The sequence below is a fragment of the Paraburkholderia bryophila genome, assembly GCF_013409255.1.
Lineage (GTDB): Bacteria > Pseudomonadota > Gammaproteobacteria > Burkholderiales > Burkholderiaceae > Paraburkholderia.
This window is the reverse complement of sequence record NZ_JACCAS010000001.1, coordinates 2,269,199-2,288,845: the sequence shown is the minus strand read 5'-3', so window position 1 is coordinate 2,288,845 and position 19,647 is coordinate 2,269,199. Positions and strand designations below refer to the sequence as shown.

General features: G+C 63.2%; 15 protein-coding genes. 6 read left to right on the top strand and 9 right to left on the bottom strand.

All coding sequences use genetic code 11. The features are described from left to right. Nucleotides 1-2 precede the first annotated feature (2 nt). From glyS to GGD40_RS10100, 5 genes are all read right to left on the bottom strand, one after another. Nucleotides 3-2,111, bottom strand: coding sequence for a glycine--tRNA ligase subunit beta (gene glyS, locus GGD40_RS10120; protein WP_179743567.1), 2,109 nt, complete (start codon nt 2,109-2,111; stop codon nt 3-5). Between the two features lie 15 nt (nt 2,112-2,126). After that, nucleotides 2,127-3,134, bottom strand: a complete 1,008-nt coding sequence (glyQ, locus tag GGD40_RS10115) for a glycine--tRNA ligase subunit alpha (protein WP_179708862.1) — start codon at nt 3,132-3,134, stop codon at nt 2,127-2,129. Nucleotides 3,135-3,383: 249 nt separating this feature from the next. Continuing rightward, complete coding sequence (locus GGD40_RS10110; RefSeq protein WP_179743566.1) at nt 3,384-4,994, bottom strand: FMN-binding glutamate synthase family protein; 1,611 nt, start codon at nt 4,992-4,994, stop codon at nt 3,384-3,386. 131 nt (nt 4,995-5,125) lie between these two features. Beyond that, a complete protein-coding gene (gene mnmA / locus GGD40_RS10105; protein WP_179743564.1) occupies nt 5,126-6,271 on the bottom strand; it encodes a tRNA 2-thiouridine(34) synthase MnmA in 1,146 nt (381 codons plus the stop codon). A gap of 59 nt (nt 6,272-6,330) precedes the next feature. Then, nucleotides 6,331-6,810, bottom strand: coding sequence for an NUDIX hydrolase (locus GGD40_RS10100; RefSeq protein ID WP_179743562.1), 480 nt, complete (start codon nt 6,808-6,810; stop codon nt 6,331-6,333). A 292-nt stretch (nt 6,811-7,102) separates the two neighbouring features. On the opposite strand from GGD40_RS10100, the gene GGD40_RS10095 reads away from it, so the two are divergent. Genes GGD40_RS10095 through GGD40_RS10085 form a run of 3 tightly spaced genes read left to right on the top strand, consistent with a single transcriptional unit; the run spans nt 7,103 to nt 10,056 of the window. Then, the gene (locus GGD40_RS10095; RefSeq protein ID WP_179743560.1) at nt 7,103-8,245 is read left to right on the top strand and encodes a Re/Si-specific NAD(P)(+) transhydrogenase subunit alpha; all 1,143 of its coding nucleotides are present in this window, start codon (nt 7,103-7,105) and stop codon (nt 8,243-8,245) included. 24 nt (nt 8,246-8,269) lie between these two features. After that, the gene (locus GGD40_RS10090; RefSeq protein WP_035553378.1) at nt 8,270-8,602 is read left to right on the top strand and encodes an NAD(P) transhydrogenase subunit alpha; all 333 of its coding nucleotides are present in this window, start codon (nt 8,270-8,272) and stop codon (nt 8,600-8,602) included. Then, nucleotides 8,602-10,056: an NAD(P)(+) transhydrogenase (Re/Si-specific) subunit beta gene (locus GGD40_RS10085; protein ID WP_035553376.1), complete on the top strand. Its 1,455-nt coding sequence runs from the start codon at nt 8,602-8,604 to the stop codon at nt 10,054-10,056. The genes GGD40_RS10090 and GGD40_RS10085 overlap by 1 nt, the downstream gene beginning before the upstream one ends. A gap of 62 nt (nt 10,057-10,118) precedes the next feature. Here the strand turns inward: GGD40_RS10085 and GGD40_RS10080 are convergent, their stop codons facing one another. The 4 genes from GGD40_RS10080 to GGD40_RS10065 form a co-directional block, all read right to left on the bottom strand. Continuing rightward, complete coding sequence (locus tag GGD40_RS10080; RefSeq protein ID WP_176060012.1) at nt 10,119-10,859, bottom strand: helix-turn-helix transcriptional regulator; 741 nt, start codon at nt 10,857-10,859, stop codon at nt 10,119-10,121. Nucleotides 10,860-10,928: 69 nt separating this feature from the next. Further along, nucleotides 10,929-11,312, bottom strand: a complete 384-nt coding sequence (locus GGD40_RS10075) for a VOC family protein (RefSeq protein WP_179743558.1) — start codon at nt 11,310-11,312, stop codon at nt 10,929-10,931. Between the two features lie 216 nt (nt 11,313-11,528). Then, complete coding sequence (locus GGD40_RS10070) at nt 11,529-12,824, bottom strand: THUMP domain-containing class I SAM-dependent RNA methyltransferase (protein WP_035553368.1); 1,296 nt, start codon at nt 12,822-12,824, stop codon at nt 11,529-11,531. 195 nt (nt 12,825-13,019) lie between these two features. Next, nucleotides 13,020-15,179: a site-specific recombinase gene (locus tag GGD40_RS10065; protein ID WP_179743556.1), complete on the bottom strand. Its 2,160-nt coding sequence runs from the start codon at nt 15,177-15,179 to the stop codon at nt 13,020-13,022. Nucleotides 15,180-16,504: 1,325 nt separating this feature from the next. Here GGD40_RS10065 and GGD40_RS10060 point away from each other — a divergent pair. From GGD40_RS10060 to GGD40_RS10050, 3 genes are all read left to right on the top strand, one after another. Beyond that, entirely contained in the window at nt 16,505-16,954 is a 450-nt protein-coding gene (locus tag GGD40_RS10060; RefSeq protein ID WP_035553362.1) for a hypothetical protein, read from the top strand. A gap of 310 nt (nt 16,955-17,264) precedes the next feature. Next, nucleotides 17,265-17,495, top strand: coding sequence for a hypothetical protein (locus GGD40_RS10055; RefSeq protein WP_035553360.1), 231 nt, complete (start codon nt 17,265-17,267; stop codon nt 17,493-17,495). Nucleotides 17,496-17,968: 473 nt separating this feature from the next. Beyond that, a protein-coding gene (locus GGD40_RS10050) for an IS3 family transposase (protein ID WP_373565272.1) occupies nt 17,969-19,515 on the top strand; the annotation gives its coding sequence in 2 pieces (ribosomal slippage) (nt 17,969-18,434 and nt 18,434-19,515; 1,548 coding nt in all). The last annotated feature ends 132 nt before the right edge of the window (nt 19,516-19,647 follow it).

Genomic DNA, 19,647 nt, shown 5'->3' with positions numbered 1-19,647 from the left:
GCTCAGGCAGCGAGTCGTGAAATGTCGGCGACGCAATTCATCTGCTGATGCAGTGCGCCGAGCAAGGCCAGACGGTTGGCGCGCAACGCCGGATCTTCGGCGTTGACCATCACGTCGTTGAAGAACGTGTCGACCGGTTCGCGCAACGCGGCAAGCGCCGTCAGCGCGCCCGTGTAGTCGCGCGCGGCGAGTTGCGATTGCACGCGCGGCGCGACTTGCTCGAGTTGCGCATGCAAGGCCTTTTCCGCCGCTTCGACGAGCAGTGTGATCTGCACGCCGCCGGTAGTCGCCACGCCTTCCGACTTCTTCAGGATGTTCGAGATGCGCTTGTTGGCCGCCGCGAGCGAAGCCGCTTCCGGCAGCAACGCGAATTCGCGCACCGCGTCCAGACGCGCGACGATGTCGTCGAGACGCGTGGGGTTCAGCGCTAGCACCGCGTCGATTTCGCCCGGCGCGTAGCCGCGTTCGCGCAGCAGACCGCGCAGGCGGTCCATGCCGAAGTCATAAATGGCTTGCGTCGAATCGGCGACGTTCGGCACGGCGGCGAATTGCGCGTAAGCGGCGCGCAGCAATTCGACGAAGTCGACCGGCAGTTGCTTCTCGACCAGAATGCGCAGCACGCCGAGCGCGTGACGGCGCAACGCGAACGGGTCTTTCTCGCCGGTGGGTTGCAGGCCGATGCCCCAGATGCCGACCAGCGTTTCGAGCTTGTCAGCCAGCGCGACGACGGTGCCGGTTGCGGTGGCGGGCAACGCGTCGCCCGAGAAACGCGGCTGATAGTGTTCCGAGCACGCGAGCGCGACTTCTTCCGGCTCGCCGTCGTGGCGCGCGTAGTACGTGCCCATCGTGCCTTGCAGCTCGGGGAATTCGCCGACCATGTCGGTGATCAGATCGGCCTTGGCCAGACGCGCGGCACGCTGCGCGAGCGCGACGTCGGCGCCGGTCAGCGCGGCGATCGCACCGGCCAGACCTTCCACACGCTCGACGCGTTGCAGCGCCGAGCCCAGCTTGTTGTGATACACGACGTTCGCGAGCAGCGGCACGCGATCCGCGAGCGGCTTCTTCTTGTCCTGCTCGAAGAAGAACTTCGCGTCGGCCAGACGCGGACGCACCACGCGCTCATTGCCTTCGATGATATCGCCCGGCGTGGCTGTTTCGATGTTCGACACGATCAGGAAGCGCGAACGCAGCTTGCCGTTCGCATCGGTCAGCGCGAAATATTTCTGGTTGGTCTGCATGGTGAGGATCAGGCATTCCTGCGGCACTTGCAGGAATTCGTCCTCGAACTTGCAGGCGTACACCACTGGCCATTCGACCAGCGACGTCACTTCGTCCAGCAGCGAATCCGGCATCACCACCTGGTCGCCGTCGGCTTGCGCGAGCAGATGCGTGCGGATGGTCGCCTTGCGGTCGGCGAAGTTCGCGACCACATGGGCTTTGTGCAACAGCGTGTCCGCGTACGAATCGGCGTGCTGGATCTGCACGAAGCCTTCGGACAGGAAGCGATGACCGAGCGTGGTGTCGTCGGCGTCGATGCCGAGCGCGCTGACCGGCACCACCTGATCGCCGTGCAGGACCGTGAGACGCTGTGCGGGCCGCACGAACTGAATGTTCGTGCCGTCCGGACGCTGATACGTCATGACCTTGGGAATCGGCAGCTTCGACACGGCGAGCGCTTCGTCCAGCGCGGCTTGCAGGCCGTCGGCGAGCGTTGCGCCCGGCGCGGCATAGCGCAGGAAAAACGCTTCGGCCTTGCCGTCTTGTGCGCGTTCGAGATCGTTCACCGAGAAATCGGGGAAGCCGAGCGCCGCGAGTTTCTTCGCGAGCGGCGCGGTGGGCTGACCGTCTTTGTCCAAGGCGACGGACACGGGCAGCACTTTTTCGCGCACCTGTTTTTCCGGTGCGACCGCGCGCACGTTCTTGATCGTGACAGCGAGGCGGCGCGGCGTCGCATAACGTTCGAACGACAGTTCGCCTTCGATCAGGTCGCGCGCCGCGAGGCGCTGCGCAATGCCTTCGGCGAACGCGTCGCCGAGACGCGCGAGCGCTTTCGGCGGCAGTTCTTCGGTTAGCAGTTCGACGAGCAGGGTAGCTTGATGGGGTTGAGTCATGTCTGGGTGTTCTCGTCAGTCCGGATCGATCTTGCGTTCGACTTTCAGCGGCGGCGCCCACGCGGGCATCGCGGCGTCTTGCTCGTCGGTCGTGAGGCCGGGCACGCCGTGCACCGGATTGCCGAGCATCGGGAAGCCGAGCTTTTCGCGCGAATCGTAGTAAGCCTGTGCGACCAGCTTCGACAGCGTGCGGATACGGCCGATGTAGGCCGCGCGTTCCGTGACCGAAATCGCGCCACGCGCGTCGAGCAGGTTGAACGTGTGGCCGGCCTTCAGCACCAGCTCATAAGCGGGCAGCGCGATCTGCGCTTCCATCATGCGCTTGGCTTCCGCTTCGTAGCTGTTGAAGATCGAGAACAGCAGCTCGACGTTCGCGTGCTCGAAGTTGTAGGCGGACTGTTCAACTTCGTTCTGGTGGTACACGTCGCCGTACGTGAGGCGACGAATTTCCGGGCCGTTCGGGCCTTGTTCTTCCCACTCGGTCCAGACCAGGTCGTAGATGTTCTCGACCTTCTGCAGATACATGGCGAGACGTTCGAGACCGTAAGTGATTTCGCCAAGCACCGGCTTGCAATCCAGACCGCCCACTTGCTGGAAGTAGGTGAACTGGGTCACTTCCATGCCGTTCAGCCACACTTCCCAGCCGAGGCCCCACGCGCCGAGCGTGGGATTTTCCCAGTCGTCTTCGACGAAGCGCACGTCGTTCTGCTTCAGGTCGAAACCGAGTGCTTCGAGCGAGCCGAGGTACAGGTCGAGGATGTTTTCGGGCGCCGGCTTGAGCACCACCTGGTATTGGTAGTAATGCTGCAGACGGTTCGGGTTCTGGCCGTAACGGCCGTCTTTCGGACGGCGCGACGGTTGCACGTAGGCGGCTCGCCACGGTTCGGGGCCGATCGCGCGCAGGAACGTATGAACGTGGGACGTGCCCGCGCCGACTTCCATGTCGATCGGCTGGAGCAACGCGCAACCCTGCTTGTCCCAGTAGGACTGCATTGTCAGGATGATTTGCTGAAACGTGAGCATGAAGTGCCTTTCGGGCATGAGGCCGCGCCGCAAACGCCGGAGCGCGCGAGGTGGCCGTGGAGCGAAGTGCTAAACCATAGATTTTAACGGAAAGGGAGGGGGGTGTCCGTTTTGCGGGGTCGGACGGGACTGGCGGCACTCTTCAAATGATAAAGGACCGCTTTGGGCGGTCCTTTATCGTTACGACGCGGGTGGTCGGTCAGCCGGTTGTCATGCGCATGCCTTGGGGCAATCGGCTCCGCATCGTGCTCACGTCGCCGCCAACTCCACCTTCGGCGAGAACGAATCGCTCTGCGCCACCGGCCAGTACTTCTCGAACAGCGAGTAACGGTAATTGCCGTTCACCAGATCGTTCGGTTCCAGATACTTCAGCAGATCCGACATCAGCCGCACCTCATGCGACGACACACGCCGCACGATGTGATGCGCGCGCAGTTCCGCCGGATGCTTCAACCCCGCGGCCTGAATGATTTCCTTCAGCGCGTGCAGCGTGTTGTGATGGAAGTTGAACACGCGATCGGCCTTGTCCGGCACGACCAGCGCGCGTTGACGCACCGGGTCCTGCGTCGCGACGCCGGTCGGGCAGCGGCCCGTGTGGCAGGTTTGCGCCTGAATGCAGCCCACCGCGAACATGAAGCCGCGCGCCGCATTCACCCAGTCCGCGCCGATCGCCAGCGTGCGAGTGATGTCGAACGCGGTGATCATCTTGCCGCTCGCGCCGATGCGAATGCGCTGTCGCAAGCCGATCCCGACCAGCGTGTTATGGACCAGCAGCAAGCCTTCCTGCAGCGGCACGCCGACGTGATCGGTGAACTCCAGCGGCGCCGCGCCGGTGCCGCCTTCCGCGCCGTCCACGACGATGAAGTCCGGCAAAATGCCCGTTTCCAGCATCGCCTTCGCAATGCCGAAAAATTCCCACGGATGTCCAATGCACAGCTTGAATCCAGTCGGCTTGCCGCCCGACAGCGTGCGCAAACGGTCGACGAATTCGAGCAGCCCGCGCGGCGTCGAGAACTCCGAGTGCGTGGCCGGCGAGATGCAGTCGCGGCCCATCGGCACCCCACGCGTCTCGGCAATTTCCGGCGTGATCTTGGCGGCCGGCAGCACGCCGCCGTGACCCGGCTTCGCGCCTTGCGAAAGCTTCACTTCGATCATCTTCACTTGCGGCTCGGCGGCCTGCTTCGCGAATTTTTCCGCGCTGAAGGTGCCGTCGTCGTTACGGCAGCCGAAATAGCCCGACGCGATTTCCCAGATGATGTCGCCGCCGTGCTCGCGGTGATACTTCGACATGGAGCCTTCGCCGGTGTCGTGCGCGAAGTTGCCCTTCTTCGCGCCGAGGTTCAGCGCCATGATCGCGTTCGCCGACAGCGAGCCGAAGCTCATCGCCGAGACGTTGAAGATCGACATCGAATAAGGTTTAGCGCGGTCCGGTCCGACCGCGACGCGGAAGTCGTGATTCTCGAGCGTGGTGGGCGCGAGCGAGTGGCTGATCCATTCGTGCGCGACCGCTTTGACGTCGAGTTCGGTGCCGTATGGGCGGCTGTCCACGTCGTTCTTCGCACGCTGATAGACGATGCTGCGCTGGGCACGCGAGAACGGCTTTTCGTCGGTATCGTCTTCGACGAAATACTGACGGATTTCCGGGCGGATGAATTCGAACAGGAAGCGGAAGTGCCCCCACAGCGGATAGTTGCGCAGAATCGCGTGGCGCTGCTGGTTCAGGTCGAACAGGCCGAGCGCGACGAGCGCGACCGGCACGACCAGCCAGAACCACGAAATGTGTTGCGTCGCGCCGAGCGCCGCGCAGACGGCGAGCAGCACGACTGCGCACCACATGGCCAGATAACGTCGAGAAAACATGGAGACTCCAGTGCAGTGGGGATCGTCACGGCGGGATCGCCGACGCTGTCGGCGCAGGCGGAACCGCCGCGAAAGGGGACGAACGACTGCTTGTTATGGTGAAGCTAGCTGCGGCTGCTTGAGCGCATCGCTCAGCGGGCACTCAGCAGCGCCGCTTTCTGCGGCTGACGCGCGACCGGCTGCCCGGTCACCGCATGTTCGATGATGCCGCCGCCGAGGCAAACGTCGCCATCGTAAAGCACCGCGGATTGCCCCGGTGTGACAGCCCATTGCGCGTCGGCGAAATTCAGTTCGAACAGGCCTGGCCCGACGTTCGCGTTGCCGAACGTGCAGGCCGCATCCGCTTGGCGGTAACGGGTTTTCGCGCCGCACGCGAAGCCGTCCGCCGGCGGCTCGCCCGCGACCCAGCTCGTATTGCCCGCGCTGAGCGTATGGCTCAGCAGCCACGAGTGATCGTGCCCCTGGGCGACATATAGCGTGTTCGACGGAATATCCTTGCCGGCCACGAACCAGGGTTCGCCGCTGCCTTCCTTGCTGCCGCCGAGACCAATGCCCTTGCGCTGCCCGAACGTGTAGAACGCGAGGCCGATGTGTTCGCCGACCACTTTACCGTCCGTCGTTTTCATCGGACCGGGTTGGGTGGGCAGATAGCGGTTCAGGAAGTCGCGGAACGGCCGTTCGCCGATGAAGCAGATGCCGGTCGAGTCTTTCTTCTTCGCATTCGGCAGCGCGATCTGTTCGGCGATTTCGCGGACCTTGGTCTTCGGAATCTCGCCCAAAGGAAACAGCGTCTTCGACAATTGCGCCTGATTCAGCCGATGCAGAAAGTACGACTGGTCTTTCGTATGGTCGAACGCTTTCAGCAGTTCGAAGCGGCCCTCGTTCTCGCGCACGCGGGCATAGTGGCCGGTCGCGATGGTTTCCGCGCCGAGCGACATGGCGTGGTCGAGGAAGGCCTTGAATTTGATTTCGGCGTTGCACAGCACGTCGGGATTCGGCGTGCGGCCGGCCGAGTATTCGCGCAGGAATTCAGCGAATACGCGGTCTTTGTATTCGGCGGCGAAGTTGACCGCTTCGACGTCGATGCCGATCAGGTCCGCCACCGACACCACGTCGATCCAGTCCTGGCGCGTCGAGCAGTATTCGCTGTCGTCGTCGTCTTCCCAGTTTTTCATGAACAGGCCGACCACGTCGTAGCCCTGTTCCTTCAGTAGCCACGCGGTAACCGACGAATCGACGCCGCCCGACATGCCTACTACGACTTTCTGCTTGCTCATAAGATGCTCACTGGGTGCTGCGGGACTTCATGGGATTGTGGGTTGGCCGCGCGTGACGGCTACCGTTTTTGCCCGACCGAATGCGTCTGCACGAAATCGAGCGGAAAACGCCGGCCCGCGAGGTAATCGTCGACGCACTGCATGACCAGAGGCGTGCGGTGCCGCTCGGGACACGCGCGCAATTCGTCGGCGCTCATCCACAGCGTGCGGACAATGTCGGGGTCGAGCGCGCGCGCCGGGTCCGGTTCGCCGCTCGTGCCGCAGTAGGTGAAGCGCAGATACGTCACGCCTTCGCTACCGGGCCGCTCGAAATGCGTCATGTACATGCCGACCAGCGCCTCGGGCGCGAATGGGTGGGCGGTTTCTTCGAGCGTTTCGCGGATCACCGCGTTCAGCAGCGTTTCTCCCGCCTCCAGATGGCCGGCGGGCTGGTTCAGGCGCAGACCGTCGACGGTATGTTCCTCGACCAGCAGGAAACGCCCGTCACGCTCGACGATAGCCGCAACGGTGACGTGCGGCAGCCAGGATTCCGGTTTCATGGGTGCGCATTTTACCGTTTATGGGCCTGGGCTGCCGGGAAGCGGGTGGGCAGTGGCTGGGTCGCCGACCGGCGTCCGATCGTGGCAATGGGTCGCGCCGGCAAGACGGCGGCCCCGCCCGCGCGTCGCGGCACCATGCGGCCCGCATCCGTACAAGCCCCCGCATTGTCCCCGATTTCGACGCGGCTTCGGTTTCGGTTAAAGTGGGGCGTTAGCCGTTGCACTTGCAAGCCGGCGTGCCTCGTCGGCCGAACTGTCGTTAGTCAAACAGGAAGTCGAGGAGGAAACAAAGATGCACATCGGAGTGCCAGCCGAGACGCGCGCGCACGAAACCCGCGTCGCCGCGACGCCCGAAACGGTCAAGAAGTATGTGACCCAGGGCCACCGGGTCACGATCCAGAGCGGCGCCGGTACCGGCGCAAGCTTTCCTGACGAAGCCTTTACGGCCGCCGGCGCTGAAATCGTCGACGCCGCTACAGCGTTCGCCGCCGACCTCGTTCTCAAAGTCCAGTCTCCCACCGACGCCGAACTGCCGCTGCTCAAGCGCGGCGCGACGCTGGTCGGCATGCTCGATCCGTTTAACGCCGAAAACTCGGCCAAACTGGCTGCGGCCGGTGTGACCGCGTTCGCTCTGGAAGCCGCGCCGCGTACCACGCGCGCGCAGAGTCTCGACGTGCTGTCGTCGCAGGCGAACATCGCCGGATACAAGGCGGTGTTGTTGGCGGCGACGCTTTATCCGCGCTTCATGCCGATGCTGATGACGGCCGCCGGCACCGTGAAAGCGGCGCGCGTGCTGATTCTCGGCGCGGGTGTGGCCGGTTTGCAGGCGATCGCGACCGCCAAGCGCCTGGGCGCGGTGATCGAAGCGTCGGACGTGCGGCCGGCCGTGAAGGAGCAGATTGAATCGCTCGGCGCCAAGTTTCTCGACGTGCCTTATGAAACCGACGAAGAACGCGAAGCCGCGCAAGGCGTCGGCGGATATGCGCGGCCGATGCCGCCGTCGTGGCTTGCGCGTCAGTCGGCTTTAGTTCATGAACGCGCGAAGCAGGCCGACGTGGTGATCTCCACCGCGCTGATTCCGGGCCGCGCCGCGCCGACGCTGATCTCGGTCGACACCGTGCAGGCGATGAAACCGGGCTCGGTGCTGGTGGACCTTGCCGCTGGACGCGGCGCGGAATACGAAGGCCAGCGCGGCGGCAACTGCCCGTTGACCGTGGCGGATCAGGTGGTCATCAAACATGGCGTGCAGATCGTCGGCTATACGAATCTGGCGTCGATGGTGCCCGCCGATGCTTCGTCCCTCTACGCGCGCAACCTGCTCGACTTCCTGAAGCTGATCGTCACGAAGGAAGGCGCGTTGAATATCGATCTCGCGGACGACATCGTCGCGGCCACGCTGCTGGCCCGCGATGGCGAAGTCACGCGCAAGACCTGAGTGAACCACTAAAGGAGAACGGCGATGGAAGTCATCAACCACACCGTCATCAACCTGATCATCTTCGTGCTGGCGATTTACGTCGGCTACCACGTCGTCTGGAACGTCACGCCCGCGCTGCACACGCCGCTGATGGCCGTGACCAATGCGATCTCGGCGATCGTGATCGTCGGCGCGATGCTCGCGGCCGGCCTGACGGTCGGCGATACGGGCAAGTTCTTCGGCACGCTCGCCGTCGGGCTCGCGGCGGTCAACGTATTCGGCGGCTTTCTCGTCACCAGGCGAATGCTGGAGATGTTCCGCAAGAAAGAGCCGAAGAAGCTCGTCGCAGCCAAGACGGCCAAGGAGAACGCGTAATGAGTCTGAACGTCGTCACGCTGCTTTATCTGGTTGCGTCCGTCTGTTTCATTCAGGCGCTCAAGGGGCTGTCGAATCCGAAGACGGCGCGCATTGGGAATACTTTCGGTATGGTCGGGATGGCGATCGCGATCGTCACGACTCTCGCGCTGATCGTCAAGCAGGCGAATGCGCTTGGGTCGAATCTCGGGCTCGGGCTGGGACTATTGCTGGTCGCGTTGGTGATCGGCGGTGCGATCGGCGCGTTCGTCGCGGCGCGCGTCGAGATGACCAAGATGCCAGAACTGGTCGCGGCCATGCACTCGCTGATCGGTCTCGCCGCCGTGTGTATTGCGTATGCGGTGGTGTCGGAGCCGTCGGCGTTTGGTCTGGTCGATCCGGACAATATGACGCCGGGGTTCCTGCCGTACGGCAATCGCGTCGAGTTGTTTATCGGCACGTTCGTCGGCGCGATTACGTTCTCCGGATCGGTGATCGCGTTCGGCAAGCTGTCGGGCAAGTACAAGTTCCGGTTGTTTCAGGGCGCGCCGGTTGTGTATGGCGGTCAGCATCTGATCAACCTGATGCTCGCACTCGCGATGCTCGGCTTCGGCGTCATCTTCTTCCTCACGCAGTCGTGGTTGCCGTTCATCATCATGACGCTCATCGCGTTCGTGCTCGGCGTGCTGATCATCATCCCGATCGGCGGCGCGGATATGCCGGTGGTCGTGTCGATGCTGAACTCGTATTCGGGCTGGGCGGCGGCGGGCATCGGCTTCTCGCTGAACAATCCGATGCTGATTATCGCGGGTTCGCTGGTGGGGTCGTCGGGCGCGATTCTGTCGTACATCATGTGTCGCGCGATGAACCGGTCGTTCTTCAATGTGATTCTCGGTGGCTTCGGGAATGAGGCGGGTGCGGCGGCGGCAGGTGGGTCGGCGGAACAGCGTCCGGTGAAATCCGGTTCGGCCGACGATGCCTCGTTCATGCTCGGCAATGCGGAAACCGTCGTGATCGTGCCGGGTTATGGGCTGGCGGTGGCGCGGGCGCAGCATGCGTTGAAGGAGTTGACCGACAAGCTGGTCGAGAAGGGTATCGATGTGAAGTACGCGATTCACCCGGTGGCCGGACGGATGCCGGGGCACATGAATGTGCTGCTCGCGGAAGCCGAAGTGCCGTACGACATGGTGTTCGAAATGGACGACATCAACGGCGAGTTCGGTCAGGTCGATGTGGTGCTGGTGCTCGGCGCGAACGACGTGGTGAACCCGGCCGCGAAGACCGATCCGAAGTCGGTGATTGCGGGGATGCCGATTATCGAGGCGTATAAGGCGCGCACGGTCATCGTGAACAAACGGTCGATGGCGGCGGGTTATGCCGGGCTCGACAACGATTTGTTCTATATGGACAAGACGATGATGGTGTTCGGGGATGCGAAGAAGGTGATCGAGGATATGGTGAAGGCGGTGGAATAAACCGGCGGGGTGGATTCGCGGCCTGCCAGGCGAGGGGCTGCGAATTCGCCTTTAGTCCCTTTCTACCGCGGCTTCGCATTCACATGCCGCATCAAATCCGCCAACCTCTTCCCTTCCTGATCCGGATACTGTTCGAGCATCTGAAGGTTCTGCATCTTCTCCAGGCTGAAATTGCGAAAGTCGCTGCGCAACTCGCACCACGCGCCCAGCGTCCAGCGCGCGCCCCAATACGCGAGCGCAAGCGGCCACACGCGCCGCTCGCTCGCCGCGCCACTCGCATCGGTATAAGCAAACCCCACCACATGCCGCGTGTCGATCGCGCGATGCAGCGCGTCGAGCTGCGTCGAGAAATCCCCTTTAATGTGAAACGACGGCGCGAACACCGCGAGCCGCTCGAGCGCCGCGCGTTTATCGGCCGGCATGGCAGAAGCGATCTTCGCCAGCGCGCCACGCGCGCCGCTCGCGAAGCCTGAGCCGCCCCACGATTCCAGCATGCGCGCGCCAGCGGCGAGCGCGGCGAGTTCGTCGGCGGTGAAGGTGAGCGGCGGCAGACTCGCCGCACGGCTCAGACGGTAGCCGATGCCCGCTTCGCCTTCAATCGGCACGCCCGACAGTTGCAGATCGCGCACGTCGCGATAAACCGTGCGTAGCGAAATATTGAGCCAGTCGGCGAGTTGTTGCGCGGTGGTCAGACGCCGTCCGCGCAGCAGTTCGGCGATCTGGAACAGGCGGTCGGCGCGGCGCGTCATCGTGGGTGTTTGGTAGAAGAGGACGGGAACGGTCCCGCGATGATAGCGCCGCATGCCGTGCCCCGGTCAGCGTTCTGGCGGCTCCCGCGCGCACGCCTGCGGGCGGAGGCGTTGCGTTGCGCTTTAACCGTTGGTCCGCGAATGCAGACCGAGGCGGTTGCCTTCCGTATCGGTGAAGAACGCGATGTAGCCGATATCCTGCGGCAGCTTGATCACCGGACCGTCGGTCTTGCCGCCGGCCTGCTCGACGCGCGCGAGCACCGCGTCGACGTTCGGTTGCGCGTTCAGATAGACGAGCACGCCGTCGTCGGTCGGCTTCATCGCCGGATTGTGGACGATCGCGCCGCCCGTGGCCGGCTCTTCGTAGCCGAAGATGGCGATCGGACGGCCGCCGACTTCCTGCACGTTCAGTTTGACGTCGAACGTGGTTTCGTAAAAGCGGACAGCGCGGTCGAAATCGACGGACGGGATTTCGAACCAGGCAACAACCTTGGATGCGTTGGACATGTCACTCTCCTGTGGATGGCGGGTAAGCCGTGCAAAGCGCCGGATGGCGTGAGAAGGAGTGTGCGGGGGTGCTACTGACAGCGTGGTGTCAGTAGGGTGTGGCAGTAGGGTGTGGCAGCAGCACCCACAAAATGTCGACGAAAAAAAACCGCGGAGCCGAGTCCGCGGTTTTTTTACATCCCATTCGTTTTACAGCGAGCGGTTGAAGCCGTTGCCTCACTCCGCCGGCGTATCGCTCTGTTGCGGCCGTTGCCGCACGCTGCCCGCGATCAGGTCGAAGCGGAACAACCGGCATTCGAGCGCGCCATTGAAGAGCGGCGTTTTGGTCGATTCGCGCAAACGCAACTGACCCGGCAACTTGCGATCCGACGTCAGGATGAACGCATGCCAGCCGGTGAAGCGCTGCTTCAGCGCGTCGCCGAGCAACTGGAAGAACTCGCTATCCGGCGCTTCTTCCTGAGCGCGATGGAAACTGTCGTCTTCGCGGGGCTCACGATTGGCGCGGCCTTCGCGGATCTCGCCGCGCGCATTGCGACCACGCACTTCGATCCGCTCGCCGTACGGCGGATTGGCGACCAGAATGCCCGCGTCCGACGACGGCGACGTCATGCCGCGCGCGTCGACCTGTTTGAGCGGGATGTTCGGCAAGCCGGCGCGCTCGAAGTTGGCGCGCGCCTTGTCGAGCATGTCGCCGGAAATATCGCTGCCGAAGATCTGCAGATCGGCGCGCGAGCTGCGCCCGGCGTGCTTTGCGTCGAGCGCGGCGGCCTTCAGCGGCTGCCAGGTCTTGGCTTCGAACTGCTTGAGCCTCTCGAAACCGAAGCGGCGCTCCGCGCCCGGCGCGATGTTCAACGCGACTTGCGCGGCTTCCGCGAGGAACGTGCCGCTGCCGCACATCGGGTCGTACAGCGGCGTACCGGCATTCCAGCCGGTCAGACGCAGGATGCCCGCCGCCAGGTTCTCACGCAGCGGCGCCGCGCCCTTGTCGAGGCGCCAGCCGCGTTTGAAGAGCGGATCGCCGGAGGTGTCGAGGTAAAGCGTGCACTCGGTGGCCGTGAGGAACGCGAACACGCGTACGTCGGGCGTGGCGGTGTCGATGCTCGGCCGGTCGCCGCTGACTTCGCGCAGACGGTCGCAGATCGCGTCCTTGACGCGCAGCGTGGTGAATTCCAGGCTGCGCAGCGGCGATTTGATCGCGGTGACGTCCACGCGCAGCGTTTCTTTGGCTGAGAACCACTGTTCCCAACGCTGCTCGAGCGCCAGTGCGTAAATATCCTGCTCGCTGCGATACGGACGATGCGCGATCTTCAGCAGCACGCGGCTCGCGAGTCGCGAATGCAGGTTGGCGGCCATGCCGGCAGCCCAGCCTCCGCGGAAATGCACGCCGCCCGGCACTTGAGCGCCGGCCACGAACTGCGCGCCGTTGATGTGCCTGGCGGCGATCTCGGCGAGTTCGGCCGCGAGCGAAGCTTCAAGGCCGCGTGGGCAAGGGAGGAAGAAATCGAAGGACATTGAGGTTGCCGGAAGGCGTTAGATAAGGCGCTATTGTACGCGGTCGGGGTGGGCGGCCCGCGCGATTGCGTGGCGGGCCGGGCTGAGACGGCCTGCCGAACCGCCGCCGCCCGTACGCGGTCGGCTGAGCCGCCTCGTGCGATGGCATGGCGGCTCGACCTGAAACGGCCCACTGAGCCACCGCCGGCCGCGGATTTACTTACTGTCGGGCGCGGTTTTCGTCGGCCAGAACAGTTCCTGCGGACGCTGAAACACCCGCTGCCAGATCGCGCCACGCAGCGAGCGCACCGCGTTGCGCCGCAGATCGCGCGACCGGACGGCCATGTAGAACGCGAGCGCGAAGCTCACGGCCACGTTGAGGATCGCCATGCTGCCGACCCCCGCCACGGCCCACCAGAGTTCCGGCAGCTTCAACGCGTCCTTGCCGAGCACGCCGAGCGCAACACCGATCGAGCCGGCGCTGAGCGTCACGTGACGCACTTCGAAGGTGAAGGCGAACGCGGTGAGGATCGCCGGCATGAGCCCGAGCATCAGACCCAGCGTGATATTGCCGACAACACCCGCCACATTCGAGCGGCAAGCCTGCGCGAGACGCGCCGCTCCCGCTGCGCCGAGCGTCAGGCGCAGACGACGGTTATAGGCGAGCGCATCGCCGACGCGATGCAGGACGAACCAGTTGTCCGCCCAACCGGCGATCAGGCTGGACGACCACAGCAGCACGCCGGTCAACGCGGCGTAGAAAGGCGTGGGTCCGATCAGCGAGAAAGAATGCAGCGTGGCGTGGGCCTTCTCCGGCGAGATGATGTTGGCATTGAAGAGCGTGTGCCAGAGCAACTGCACGCCGAAGCAGACGGGAAACACGAGCAGCACGTTGCCGAGGATGGCGGCGGCCTGCGTGCGCATCAGCGCCATCACCGAACTCACGAAGCTGTCGACGCCCGCCGGCGTGCCGGTGCCGTCGAGTTCGCGGGCGAGGGTCGGCGCCGTCATGGCCGGTTGTTTGGTGGCGAGCGAGAAGTGCAGGAAGTGCATCAGCAGGAAGCTGGCGGCGTAGTTGATACCGGCCAGCAGGCCTTCGAGCATGGCTTGCAGATGCACGCCGGTGATGGCGAATTTCACGCACACCGTGACGACGGTGACGAGTCCGCCGCCGGCGGCCATGCGCAGCATCTTCAGATACTCGGCGCGATCGCGGGCGATGTAGTGTTCGCCGGTGTCGGCGCTGTACTCGACGACTTTGCGCGCTAGCAGCGAGAAATTGCTGCGCACCAGATGCGCGACGCTTTGGCTCGCGTGATTCGCGTTGACGAGTTCGGCGGTGAGGCGTGCGCCGGCGTGCGGGTCGTCTTGCGCCATCCATGCGTTGAGCAGATGCTCGGCGCGCACGATGCGCATGCGCATCCGCTCGACCTGGAACACGATGTCGACGCTGACGCCGTTTCGGTAGAGATGGGCGAAGACTTTGTCGGTGGCGCTGCGGCATTCGTCGAGCAGCAGGCGCAGGTAGTTGACTTCGTGCAGAAGCTTGTCTTGCGGTTCGCCTGCGGCGACAGATTGATGCGCGGCTTCGACGGCGAGCATCGCGCGGGTGAGGCGGTAGAACGGTTGCTTTTCCATCGCGATGCGGACGTCGCTGGTTTCGCGGGTGTCGCTGGCGTCAACTTCGCCGATGCGGCTGCGGACGATTTGCGATAGGCCGGTCGAGCTGATCTGGCAGGTCAGGTTGTGCAGGGCGGCTAGCAGGTCGAGGGAGAACGGGGCGGTGTTCTGTGTTTCGGCTTCGTCGGGTTCGTAGTCGAAGAGCGCGCGGATGCGGATGAGGAGATCGGTGGGGAGGGCTGCGATCCATTCGGCGTCGTGGTCGGCGCTGAACATCAGCGTGACGATCGCGGTCAGGTCGCGGCGGTTTGGCGCGGGTGGGATCAGCGAGGCTTCGAGGCGCTCGAAGAGGGCGCCGAAGAAGCCTGAGTGCACGGGCATGCCGGCGTCGCAGAGTAAGGAGAGGCCGTCGCTTTCGCGTAATAGCGCTCGCAGGATGCCCGCGACATTTGCCTTCCAGGTGGGGTTGCGGTCCAGGACGTGCAGTAAGTAGCGGATTCTTGTGTGGGCTGGGTTGGAGCGGGGTGTTGCTGGCGTTGCTGTTGCCTGTTCTGTTGTTTGTTCCGTTGTCGCGTCGTTGGTGGTCTGCTGCACTTCGCGGCCGCGACGGATCCAGTGGGCGAGTTCGATCAACCATTCGCTGCGGTCCGCGTACGGGGCGGATTTGTTCGCTATCGCAAGGAGTGCGTCTAGCTGGTGGCCGCCGTCGCGGGAGGCTCGCCATTTTTTTAGTAAGCGGGTTAGCGTGGTGAGCATGTTTTTTTGCTGTCCTACTCGGTGGGGCCTGCGGGGCGGTGCGCTGCCGCGGCTGTTTGCTGTCTTCTGTTTGCTGGTAGGTGGGAGGATATTGCATGTTCGGCCGGCTATGGTTAGCGTTTTGCAGAATTTTGCGGTTGCGGGGCACTAGGCTCCTCGATGGTTCGCTTGCTGCGTTGGCCTTTCCTTGCTTTCTTAGTGGTCTATTAGCGTTGCCCCTGTGCGGGGCGGCACTCACTTTTCTTTGCCTGCCGCAAAGCAAAGTAAGCAAAAGAAAGCGGCTCACACCGCCAGCTCATAAGCGGGTCCCCCGCACAGTCAAGGTAGCGGTGCATCTGGAATCTAGGTTCTCGCGCACTCCGCGTTCGTGACACAGCAGTCATTCTTCCGGCGGCGCTGCGCGCGCCGTCGCGGTCGTTCACGCACGGCCCCTGCTAAGCGGGGCCCTCGCACAGTTGCGGTAGTGGCTCATCTGGAAGCTGTGCTCTCGCACACTCCACGTAAGTGACACAGCAGTCATTCTTCCGGCGGCGCTGCGCGCGCCGTGGCGGTTGTTCATGCACTGCCCCTGCTAATCGGATTCCTCGCGCAGCGGCGGTAGTGGCGCATCTGGAATCTGTGTTCTCGCGCATTCCGCGCTCGTGACACAGCAGTCATTCTTCCGGCGACGCTGCGCGCGCCGTCGCGGTCGTTCACAGACTGACCCTACTAAGCGGATCCCTCGCGCAGCGACGGTAGTGCCGCATCTGGAATCCGTGCTCTTGCACACTCCACGTTCGTGACGCAGCAGTCATTCCCCCGCCTCGCGCTGCGCGCTCGCCGGAACGGCCTGCGCGAATCGTCACCTCGTTCTTCTCGCAGCCGTGCGCACCGTGACAAGCCTTCAATTACGCGCATCGATGCGTGAGCGGTGCCGTTCGGTCCGCATCATGTGCTCGTCGTGAGTGACGCAAATCCGATCAGCATCACTGATTGCTTGGAACTCTGACAAGCGCATTCGGAAATTTCGGAAATGAGGGCGGCGTGCACTTTTTAGCCCGCGCAGGTGATCACTCGTCAGGTGGTACGTCTTAGACTTGCTTTGTCGTGCGCGTCACGACAAACGGGTTTAGCAGCCTGTATCACGTAGGACCTCGCGCGTTTGCGGAAGCAGATGTGTGGTCGTCTATGCAAGTCCTTTTCATTGGGCGGGCCTTGTCGGGGGAGCCTCACGGCTCACCGGTGATTGGTTCTACGTGCCGGTCTGCTAAACCCGTCAATGTGCCCGCTCACCCAGATTTTCACGCGAGTGTCGGGCGATCCAGGTCAGCAATTGGAGATCGCACATGAGTAGATCCGTCAAGAATTCTCGAACCGTTTCGCGTGCGCCTGTTGACGCCATGCAGTATGAAAAACTTGCGCTGTCTGCCAGCAGATTGGTTGATCGGCAGATCACCCAGTTGAACAACCTGATAACGCTGGCGACCTCGATATACAAGAGTCCGGCCGTAACGGTCGACGAAAGATATCGTCAGCGAACATTGCTGGGATTATTGATCGACACGGGAGAGGAATACCGGCGAGAGATCGAGGCTGACCAGGAGTTGTACAGCGTCATCGCGCTTGATGCGAAGGGAACACCTCAAACCTGCCTCACGGCGCGTCACGCGAGGAAGCTGCTGGCCAGGTCCGCAGGTGAGGCATCCAGCAATGACGAAAGCACTCGTGCAACCAGGGCGACGCCGAACAACCGCGTTTGCTTCAAGGTTTCACGTCGCACGACGCTGACGCACTGACGGGAATGCCGCTGAGCGTGGGCGCTGCGAGAGAAGCAGAGGCGAGAGACGCGACTGCCCGCGTCTTTCTCGTCGACTCCCGTCTTTCAGATGTCGAACAGTCGAGGGCTTCTGAAATTCTACGCGCTGGCCGCGCCTTCTGGCGGCACAAACTGAGCTGCCCGATTGTTTGTCTTGATGCCGTCTATTGCTATCGCGCGGTTCTTTTCCGCTGGATATGAGGCGTATTGAGTGGCTAGTTTGGACAGCGCCTGTACGTGGTGACGAGAGATCTGACGGAGTAGTGAAACGCTTTTCAGGAAAGCAGAAGATGAGTGAAAAACCGGTGTTAGCTGAGCGGCCGAGAATGTTTGAAGATGCGCCTCTGACGATTGCGGAGTTTTGTGAGCGCTATAGGATCAGCAAAGACATTTACTATCGTTTGCGCGCGAAGGGTGAGACACCGCGAGAAACGCGGCTGAGTCCGCGGCGTGCGGTGATCTTGATTGCGTCTCTGCGGGAGTGGGAGCGTCGCAAGCTTGAGGAAGATCGGAAATTGTGAGTCGGCAAAGCGCAGATCCGAGCCCGGAGCCCAAGCGTACCAACGCATGTGTCGAACGAAAAAACGCACCGCGATCAAGTAGTACTTGAACGACCGCGACGGCGCGCGCAGCGCCGCCGGAAAAATGACTGCTGAGCCACGAGCGTGGAATGCGCGAGAACACAGATTCCAGATGCACCACTATCGCGACTGCGCGAGGGATCCGCTTAGCAGGGTCAGTGCGCGAACGACCGCGACGGCGCGCGAAGCGCCGCCGGAAGAATGACTGCTGTGTCACTAACGTGGAATGCGCGAGAACACAGATTCCAGATGCACCACTACCGTGACTGCGCGAGGGACCCGCTTATGAGCTAACGGTGTGAGCCGGCTTTCTCTTGCCTACTTCTCTTTGCCGCGGCCCCTCCATGTCAGCCTAGTTGTCGCGTCGCCCGAACCGATTGATGTAAAGATGGAGGGCGGACAGCGAAAGGAAGATGCAACGCTATTCAGCAGAGACGCGGGAATGGGTAGTCCAACAGATGATGCCGCCGTTCAATCGTGCGGTCATCGAGCTGGCGGGAGCGACGGGCATCACGACGGTGACGCTACGCGCCTGGCGGCAGAGCGCAAGACAGGCTGGGGAATTCATGCCGGGTAATGGCAAGACAAGCGATCAATGGTCGAGCGCCGACAAGTTCAGGGTGGTGCTGGAGACGGCGTCGCTGAGCGAGGTGGAGACTTCAGAGTACTGCCGCAGGAAGGGCATCTATCCGGAGCAGATCCGGCAGTGGCGCGAGGCGTGCGAGCAGGCCAACCCGCCGGAGGTAAAACTCACGCTGGCCCAGCGCCTGGAAGTGAAGGCCCAGCAGAAACGCATCCGTGAACTGGAGCGTCAGCTCAAGCGCGCCGATGCGGCACGTGCGGAGGCGGCGGCGTTGCTGAACCTGCGAAAAAAAGCCGACGCGATCTGGGGCAAGGAAGAGGAAGACTGATCAGCCGCCCGGATCGCGATGAAGCCATGCAGTTGATCGACGAAGCGGTGCAGCAGGGCGCGCGCCGTGCCCTTGCGTGTGAGCAGTTGGGGATCAGCGTGCGCAGCGTGCAGCGCTGGCGCGAAACGCGGCAGGATGGCCGGACGCTGGCCATCCGGGAGGCGCCGCCGAACCGGCTGACTGAGGCCGAGCGTGAGGCCGTGCTGGAGGTGGCCAACCGCCCGGGTTATGCGAGTCTGACGCCCCACCAGATCGTGCCGAAACTGGCTGATGAGGGCGTGTATATCGCGTCCGAATCGACGTTCTACCGGATCCTGAAAGCAGCCGGTCAGGGGCAGCGTCGCGGTCGCGCGCAGGCGCCACAACGACGCACGCTCACGACGCATTGCGCCACCGGCCCGAACCAGGTGTGGTGCTGGGATATCACGTGGATGCCCAGCACGGTGCGGGGGCGCTACTTCTACTGGTACATGATGAAGGACATCTACAGCCGCAAGCTGGTGATGAACGAGGTGTGGGAGCAGGAGTCGGCCGAGCACGCGGGCGTGCTGCTGGCCAAGGGGTGTCTGCGCGAAGGCATTGCCGGTCGTCCGCTGGTGCTGCACTCGGATAACGGCAGTGCGATGAAGGGCGCCACGATGCGCGCGGCCATGATTGATCTGGGCGTGCAGCCTTCATTCAGCCGGCCGCGCGTGAGCAACGACAACGCGTTTGCCGAGTCGCTGTTCCGCACGGCGAAGTATTGTCCGATGTGGCCCGAGCAGTCGTTTGATACGCTCGACGCTGCCCGTGTCTGGGTTCAGCGCTTTGTGCAGTGGTACAACGAGGAGCACCGTCACAGTGGCCTGAAATATGTCAGTCCGGCGCAACGGCATCGCGGCGAAGCGAACGAGCTGCTAGCCCGACGGCGTGCACTCTACCAAACCTCGCGCCAGCGCAATCCCGCACGCTGGTCAGGCGCTATCCGCAACTGGCACCTCGCGGATTCGGTCTATCTGAATCCTGAGCGAACCCAGGCTTCGGCCGACATGTATAAGCACGCAGCGTAACGGTTCACGCGACAACTACCTTGACACACACCGGCGGCAGGCAAAGAAAAGTGAGTGCCGCCCCGCACAGGGGCAACGCTAATAGACCACTAAGAAAGCAAGGAAAGGCCAACCCCGCAAGCGAGCAACCGA

Excerpts from the sequence above, each read along its gene's own strand:
- glyS (WP_179743567.1), bottom strand. The coding sequence starts at position 2,111 with ATGACTCAACCCCATCAAGCTACCCTGCTCGTCGAACTGCTAACCGAA.
- glyQ (WP_179708862.1), bottom strand. The coding sequence starts at position 3,134 with ATGCTCACGTTTCAGCAAATCATCCTGACAATGCAGTCCTACTGGGAC.
- GGD40_RS10110 (WP_179743566.1), bottom strand. The coding sequence starts at position 4,994 with ATGTTTTCTCGACGTTATCTGGCCATGTGGTGCGCAGTCGTGCTGCTC.
- mnmA (WP_179743564.1), bottom strand. The coding sequence starts at position 6,271 with ATGAGCAAGCAGAAAGTCGTAGTAGGCATGTCGGGCGGCGTCGATTCG.
- GGD40_RS10100 (WP_179743562.1), bottom strand. The coding sequence starts at position 6,810 with ATGAAACCGGAATCCTGGCTGCCGCACGTCACCGTTGCGGCTATCGTC.
- GGD40_RS10095 (WP_179743560.1), top strand. The coding sequence starts at position 7,103 with ATGCACATCGGAGTGCCAGCCGAGACGCGCGCGCACGAAACCCGCGTC.
- GGD40_RS10090 (WP_035553378.1), top strand. The coding sequence starts at position 8,270 with ATGGAAGTCATCAACCACACCGTCATCAACCTGATCATCTTCGTGCTG.
- GGD40_RS10085 (WP_035553376.1), top strand. The coding sequence starts at position 8,602 with ATGAGTCTGAACGTCGTCACGCTGCTTTATCTGGTTGCGTCCGTCTGT.
- GGD40_RS10080 (WP_176060012.1), bottom strand. The coding sequence starts at position 10,859 with ATGCGGCGCTATCATCGCGGGACCGTTCCCGTCCTCTTCTACCAAACA.
- GGD40_RS10075 (WP_179743558.1), bottom strand. The coding sequence starts at position 11,312 with ATGTCCAACGCATCCAAGGTTGTTGCCTGGTTCGAAATCCCGTCCGTC.
- GGD40_RS10070 (WP_035553368.1), bottom strand. The coding sequence starts at position 12,824 with ATGTCCTTCGATTTCTTCCTCCCTTGCCCACGCGGCCTTGAAGCTTCG.
- GGD40_RS10065 (WP_179743556.1), bottom strand. The coding sequence starts at position 15,179 with ATGCTCACCACGCTAACCCGCTTACTAAAAAAATGGCGAGCCTCCCGC.
- GGD40_RS10060 (WP_035553362.1), top strand. The coding sequence starts at position 16,505 with ATGAGTAGATCCGTCAAGAATTCTCGAACCGTTTCGCGTGCGCCTGTT.
- GGD40_RS10055 (WP_035553360.1), top strand. The coding sequence starts at position 17,265 with ATGAGTGAAAAACCGGTGTTAGCTGAGCGGCCGAGAATGTTTGAAGAT.